The sequence below is a fragment of the Streptomyces sp. genome, assembly GCF_031181555.1.
GTDB lineage: Bacteria > Actinomycetota > Actinomycetes > Streptomycetales > Streptomycetaceae > Streptomyces > Streptomyces fimbriatus.
In genome coordinates, this window is record NZ_JAPSKQ010000002.1 from 121,329 (window position 1) to 127,312 (window position 5,984).

Below are 5,984 nucleotides of genomic sequence, written 5' to 3' on the forward strand. Positions count from 1 at the left end.
CCACCGCGCCGCCGGCCACCACTGACAACGGGCCCGGGCGTCTGCGCAGACCTGCTCCGGCTCCCGGCCGACGGCTGATCAGGTCACGGCGGATGAGGCGGAAGGCTGTTCAGCGGACCGCGGGGACGGTTTCCGGCTGCGGGCGGGGGCGCGGTCCGCGTTCGGGACGCCAGGTGGCCACGAGAGCGGCGGCCAGGAGGAGTTCGGCCAGGTCGCCGCCGTAGTACATGATCTCCGCGCCGCCCCGGACCTCGGGGACGGGGGCGTGCACGTCGACCCAGAACCCGCCGTACATCAGTTGCGAGACGCCGGCGTGCAGTGCGACGGCGCAGCCGAGCCAGACCAGGCGGGCGGGGACGCCCGGGCGGGCCGGGGCCGGGTCGGGTCCTGCGATGACGTGGGCGAAGAGGCAGCCGGACAGCAGGAAGTGGGCGTGCAGCAGCCAGTGCCCGGCCGGATGGGCCGTGGCGGTGTCGTAGAGCGGGGTGAAGTAGAGAACCGGCAACGTGCCCGTGGACAGCAGCAGGGCGGGGGCGGGGTGGGACAGCAGGCGGGCGGGGCGGCTGTGCAGGACCGTGGTGAGCCTCCGGGCGGAGGTCACCGGCAGGGTGCGCAGCAGGAGGGTGACGGGAGCACCGAGCACCAGGGCGAGCGGGGCGTACATGCCGATGAGCATGTGCTGCGCCATGTGCCCGCGGAAGTCGCCGTGGGCGAGGGGCGCGAGGGGCGGCAGGAGGGCCACGGCGAGCAGGAGCAGGCCGGTGGTGAAACCGGCCGTGCGCCACGTGCTCCATCCCTGCGCGGGGTTGCGGCGCCGGGCCCGGTGGACGAGGTACAGGTAGCCCGCGGCGCAGGCCGACAGGGCGAGCGCGGGCGGCAGGATCTCCGGCAGACCGCTGTCCGCGCCGTGGTGCACGGGGTGCGTGTGGTGGTCCATCAGGCGCCCGGTCCTTGCCGGACGCCGGGGGCGTCGGGGTCGAGGGGCCGCCCGCCGCGCTGGAGGAGCCACCCGCCGGCGAGCAGCAGCGCGCCGAGAGCGAGGAAGCCGAGGTCCCACCAGACCTGGCCGTCCCCGGCGCGGACGTGGTGGATGCCCAGGACGTGGTGGTTCAGGACGCCTTCGACGAGGTTGAACAGTCCCCAGCCGACGAGCATCCAGCCCCACAGCACCCGGGAGGTCCACACCTGGCGCCGGTTGCGGGTGACCCGGGAGTGGAGGAGGGCGAGTCCGGTCAGGACCGCGAGCCAGCACACGGTGTGGAAGACGCCGTCCCAGACGGTGTTCATCTCCAGTCCGGAGACCGTGTCGGGGTCGTAGTACTTCACTCCGATGCGGTCCTGGTCGGTGCTCGTGAGCATGTGGTGCCACTGCAGGAGCTGGTGCAGCAGGATGCCGTCCACGAAGCCGCCGATCCCCACCCCCAGCACGATCCCCGGCAGTCGCAGACCGGCCGGCCTCGCCCCGGTCCCGGTCCGGTCCACGGTGGTCGCCATCGACGTACCTCCACATCCCTCGGCTCCGCCGGCGCCGTCGTGTACGCCCGCACGGGTCTTTCCGCAGACGGGTCCCCCGTCGCACGCAAAACAGCCACTCCCCCACGGACCACCGGCCCGTCTGCCGTACCGCTGCCACCTGTTCGGCCGTCCGGTCCGGCGGACGCCGGTCTCCGGACTCGGGCGCCCGGGCGCCCGGGCGCATCACCTTCCCGTGTCGTGCCGCTCGGGGTGCGGGTGGCCGAACGGCTGGGTCTCGGCGCGCACCTCGAAGCCGCCGCGGCCGTCGAACCGCACCTCGTGCACCACGTCGAACCCGTCCTCCGCCGAGGGCTTGCAAAGCTGCCTCAGCGTGGCCAGGACGCCGACGTCCGGGACGCGGTCGCGGCCCTCGCGGGCGGCGTTGCGCCGCAGTGACCCGGTCACGTCCGGTGGGAACCAGTACGCCGTCGCGGTGGCGCCGTGGGCGTGGGCCAGCTCCACCAGCGGGGCCCACTCGTGCGGTGACGGGTTGGTGTTGTCCACGGCCACCGGCCGCCCGGCGGCCAGGTGCTCCTCCACCAGCCGCATCTGCCGCCGCTGCTTGTTGCGGGCGCCCCGCGGGAACAGGTCCTTGCTGACCAGCGCGTACCGGCCGGACAGGCGCTGGTCGTAGAAGGTGGACTTCCCGGACGCCTGCAGTCCGACGAACACGGCCACGTCCGTTCCTGTCGCCATACGGCCACGATGCCACGCCGTCCGGTGCTGCCGGAGCCTCACCGGAGGCCGTCGGGACCGGCGTGACGCCAGAGTCCCCCTGGCCGGAAAGGGACCGGCGTGACGGCAGAGTCCCCCTGGCCGGAAAGGGACCGGCGTCCGGCCGCGTGCCGGCGACTGGCGGAGCGGTGATCAACAGGGGGAACAGGAGGCGAGGAGTTGTCGACGCACCCGCTCACACACGTGTCCGCCGACGGCAGCAGGTGCGAGCGGGGGAACCGCTCGTCGGCGACACCCGCGAGGACGTCGTCCAGCGGCACGAGCCGGTCCGGCCGGGCGCCGGTCGGCCGGACCCTCGTGGGCGACGCCGCGGCCGGCGCCGCCGGGAGGGGGACGCCCGGGACTACATGCCGGTGCGGCTCGGCACTTCCCGGCTCTCCCCGACGGCCGGCGGCGCTTCCGCGTCCTCCGTCTCCGGCGCCTCCCCCGTGCGGCTGTGGAGGCTGTCGAGCAGGTGCCCGCAGCGGACACCCGTCTCACGCGCGAGATCCTGCAGGCCCCGCACGCGCGCGATGAGCTCCGGCCGTCGCTGCGGGAACTCGTCCCACAGCCGGTCCAGCTCCGCCAGCAGGAGCCCGGACTGTTCGCGCGCCACGCCGACGAGGGCCGGCGCGCCCAGCCGACGTGCGAAGTCGAACACCTTGCCGGCGTAGGGCAAGGGCAGCACGGGCAGGCCGGAGAGCGCCGCGAAGATCAGGAAGTGCAGGCGCATGCCGACGACCAGGTCCAGGTGGCGCATCAGCCCCAGGATCTGACCGGGGCTGTAGGTACCGTTCAGAATGCGGCCCCGGTCGGGTACCGCCATCCTGGACAGGACGGCGTGGGCGTGCCGGACGTCCTGGCGTTCCATCGGCACGAAGACCACGTGGGCGTCGAGGCGCCGTACCAGGAAATCGGCGACGCCGGCGATCAGCTCGTGATAGTCGCCCTCGTCCAAGTGCTCTGCCGCCCGGCCCGGTTCCCGCACCGACATTCCCACCAGGCGGGTGGCCGCCGGGACGCCCTCGCGGGCCATCATCTGCGCGGTGAACGGCTCCGGCGGCAGCAGCAGCGCCGGGTCGGCGGTGACGGTGATGTGCCCCTCGACGCCGACCTCCTCCAGGACGAGGCGTGACTCCTCGTCCCGCACCACGAGCTCGTCCATGGCGGACAGCACCTTCCGGGCCGCCTCACGGTCGTCCGCCTCGCGCAGGGGTCCGGCGCCGACCGCGTAGGCGAAGGTGCGCACGCCGGCGGCCTGCGCCGCTTCGACCAGTCGCAGATAGCGGCGTGCCTCGCCGTCGTAGAGGACACCGCCTCCGCCGAGCACCAGCAGGTCCAGGTTCGAAAGGGTGTCGAGGAGCGGCCTGCGGGAGACGCCTTCCCAGTCCAGCACCTCGTCCGCGAGCGGTTGGTGCGCCCGGGTGTGCTCGGCGTCGCGGCCGAGGACGATCAGGCGCGCCTGCGGACGGTGGGCGCGCAGGCAGCTGAGGACACAGGTGAGGATCGCCTCGTCCCCCGTGTTCAGACCGCCGTAGGAACCGAGCACTCCGATACGCGGGTCCGGCGGGGCGGGCGGGCGCTGAGTGGGCATCGGGGATCTCCTGTCAGGGGTGCCGGGTACGCGGGGCGGAACCCGCGGGCAGTCTCTGAGGGGCGGGCGCGTCGGCGGACGGCCGTGGGCGGCGGCAGGAACCGTACGGAGGTCCTGTGCGGGCGGTGTGGGTGGTACGGCCGGGGCCACGCACCGCCGTCAGAACGTGTTGCCCGGTTCGTTCCTGCGGGTCTGGAACTCCTTGTGGCAGTCGGGGCAGGACGGGATCCTGTCGCCCTGCTCCCCGTGGACCTTCTCGCCGCACGCGGCCTAGTAGAAGTCTCCCGTCTTCCGAGCCTTCTCGCCCGCCCTGACCGTCATGGCGGTCACCTCCGTTGTGGTTCGTCCGTCACCACCGGTCCCCCGCCACCCCGAGCGCCGCCTCGGTCCAGCCCGCCTCCCGCCGGTCGAAGGCGCGGTAGGCGTCGATCGCGTCCTGTGCCCCGATCCGGCGGGTGACCAGCGGGGTGGGGGCGAGGTGTCCCGCGGCGACCATCGACACCGGGTCGGGCAGGTAGCGGCGGCGACGGCAGTTGCCGGACTTCGGGGTGGGGTTCTTCATGAACGCCTCGCCGAACGGGGCAGTGCTGCCCTGCGGCGGGTAAAGGCCGACGGTGCCGATGGTGCCGGCCCTGGCCGCCGTCCGCACCGCCCGGCGGGCGGCCGGGGACGGTGCGTCGCCGGGCACCCAGGCGCCGCCGTCCGGGTCCCGGGCGGGAGCCGCCTCGGCGCGTTCGCGGCCGGACTGTTCGACCCGCTCGCGCAGCGCGTCGGCGGCAGCGGTGACGGTCGCCCGGCCGTCTCCGTCGTACCGTCCTGCACCACCTGCTTGCGGCCGGGAGACACCGGCGATGTGGGCCGTGCCGTGAGCACGGACGGCCCGCCCACGTACCGGGACCCCGTCGGGCCCGGATCGGACGAGGGCTGGAACCAGGGGTCAGGCGCGCCGTCGTGCCCACAGGGGGGTGACGAAGGCGATGAGGACGGCTGCGATGCCGATCTGGAAGATGTGGCGGATCCAGTCGATGCCCCCGGTGTCGCGTACGCCGACGGCGCTGGCGAGCACGTTGCCGACGACGGCACCGACGATACCCAGGAGGACCGTAAGCCACAGGGGAATGGGCTGGCGTCCGGGCAGGACGAGCTTGGCCAGCAGGCCGATGATGAGTCCCGCGATGATGGCCCACAGGAACGACACGGCAACTCCTTCCGTTCATTGCCCCGACCTTCGGGTACCGCTCCGCGTGCCCGCAGGAGGCCGCCATAAGCATCGTCCGTCACAGGCATTGCCCCGTGGAGCAGCCGCCTTCCGGTGGGACGAGGAGGCTTCGCACGGACGCACCGGCGCCGGGCGACCCGCTCCGGAAGGGGGCGGGATCACTCACGCGGCGTCTGCCGGGCCGCCTGCTCGCCGGCCGGCTCCTCACGCGGGTGCGACGTTTTCGGCCTGGGGTCCCTTGGGTCCCTGCCTGATGTCGAACTGGACCTTCTGCCCCTCATGGAGTTCGCGAAAGCCCCCGCCGGCGATGGCCGAGTAGTGCACGAACACATCCGGGCCGCCCTCGTCCTGAGCGATGAAGCCGAAGCCCTTCTCCGCGTTGAACCACTTCACGGTGCCAGTGGTCATGTCGGTCTCCTTGGTACGGCGGGAGCCTTCCCCGCTTGTTCGGCGGTGCATGCGCTCGTCCCGGTCCCCGATGACCGAAGGGTACGAACGCACACAAATCGTTACACGAAAACGATCCGGGGACTAAGTCCGTCCTCTGTCCGCGCAGATCGCGCGGGCCAGCAAGCCGGACGGCACGACGGCGGTGTGGGCGCGGGACCGGTGGGACGGGCTGTGGCACGACGGGGACTTCACCGGCTGGTACCCGGACGTCCCGCCGGCTGCGGGGTGCCGTCACCCCGCGTGAACGCACCCCGCGGCCCCTTCGAGGGCGCGCCCCCGGTGGCGGCCGCGACGCCCCGGACCCCCGTCAGGCATCCGGGTGGCAGCAGGAGTTGCGCTCGAGGGCGCGGGCGACGTCGAGCCAGCGGGTCGGGTCGACGACCGGTGCGTGGGTGGTGGTGAGGTCGGTCTGGTGGTGGGCGATGCCGTCGCGCAGCACCAGGGAGGTGCGGACGAGGGTGGCGAAGTCGCTGAAGGGGTCGCCGTCGACGA

Annotated in this window: 8 protein-coding genes; all 8 read right to left on the bottom strand. The window is 73.2% G+C overall.

The window, feature by feature from the left end; translation table 11 throughout:
- Positions 1–109: 109 nt before the first annotated feature.
- Positions 110–937, bottom strand: coding sequence for a cytochrome c oxidase assembly protein (locus RIM90_RS01170; protein ID WP_309058582.1), 828 nt, complete (start codon positions 935–937; stop codon positions 110–112).
- Positions 937–1,494, bottom strand: coding sequence for a DUF2243 domain-containing protein (locus RIM90_RS01175; protein WP_309058583.1), 558 nt, complete (start codon positions 1,492–1,494; stop codon positions 937–939). Before RIM90_RS01175 ends, RIM90_RS01170 begins: the two co-directional genes overlap by 1 nt.
- A gap of 204 nt (positions 1,495–1,698) precedes the next feature.
- Positions 1,699–2,211: an AAA family ATPase gene (locus tag RIM90_RS01180; RefSeq protein ID WP_309058584.1), complete on the bottom strand. Its 513-nt coding sequence runs from the start codon at positions 2,209–2,211 to the stop codon at positions 1,699–1,701.
- A gap of 382 nt (positions 2,212–2,593) precedes the next feature.
- Entirely contained in the window at positions 2,594–3,823 is a 1,230-nt protein-coding gene (locus RIM90_RS01185; RefSeq protein ID WP_309058585.1) for a polysaccharide pyruvyl transferase family protein, read from the bottom strand.
- Between the two features lie 349 nt (positions 3,824–4,172).
- Positions 4,173–4,511 (bottom strand): hypothetical protein, encoded by a 339-nt coding sequence (locus tag RIM90_RS01190; protein WP_309058586.1) that lies wholly within the window; start codon positions 4,509–4,511, stop codon positions 4,173–4,175.
- A gap of 249 nt (positions 4,512–4,760) precedes the next feature.
- On the bottom strand, positions 4,761–5,021 hold the full coding sequence (locus RIM90_RS01195; RefSeq protein ID WP_309058587.1) for a GlsB/YeaQ/YmgE family stress response membrane protein: 261 nt from the start codon (positions 5,019–5,021) through the stop codon (positions 4,761–4,763).
- A 225-nt stretch (positions 5,022–5,246) separates the two neighbouring features.
- Entirely contained in the window at positions 5,247–5,450 is a 204-nt protein-coding gene (locus RIM90_RS01200; protein ID WP_309058588.1) for a cold-shock protein, read from the bottom strand.
- A gap of 349 nt (positions 5,451–5,799) precedes the next feature.
- Positions 5,800–5,984, bottom strand: a 185-nt coding sequence (locus RIM90_RS01205) for a hypothetical protein (RefSeq protein WP_309058589.1), incomplete at its 5' end; no start/stop codon positions are given.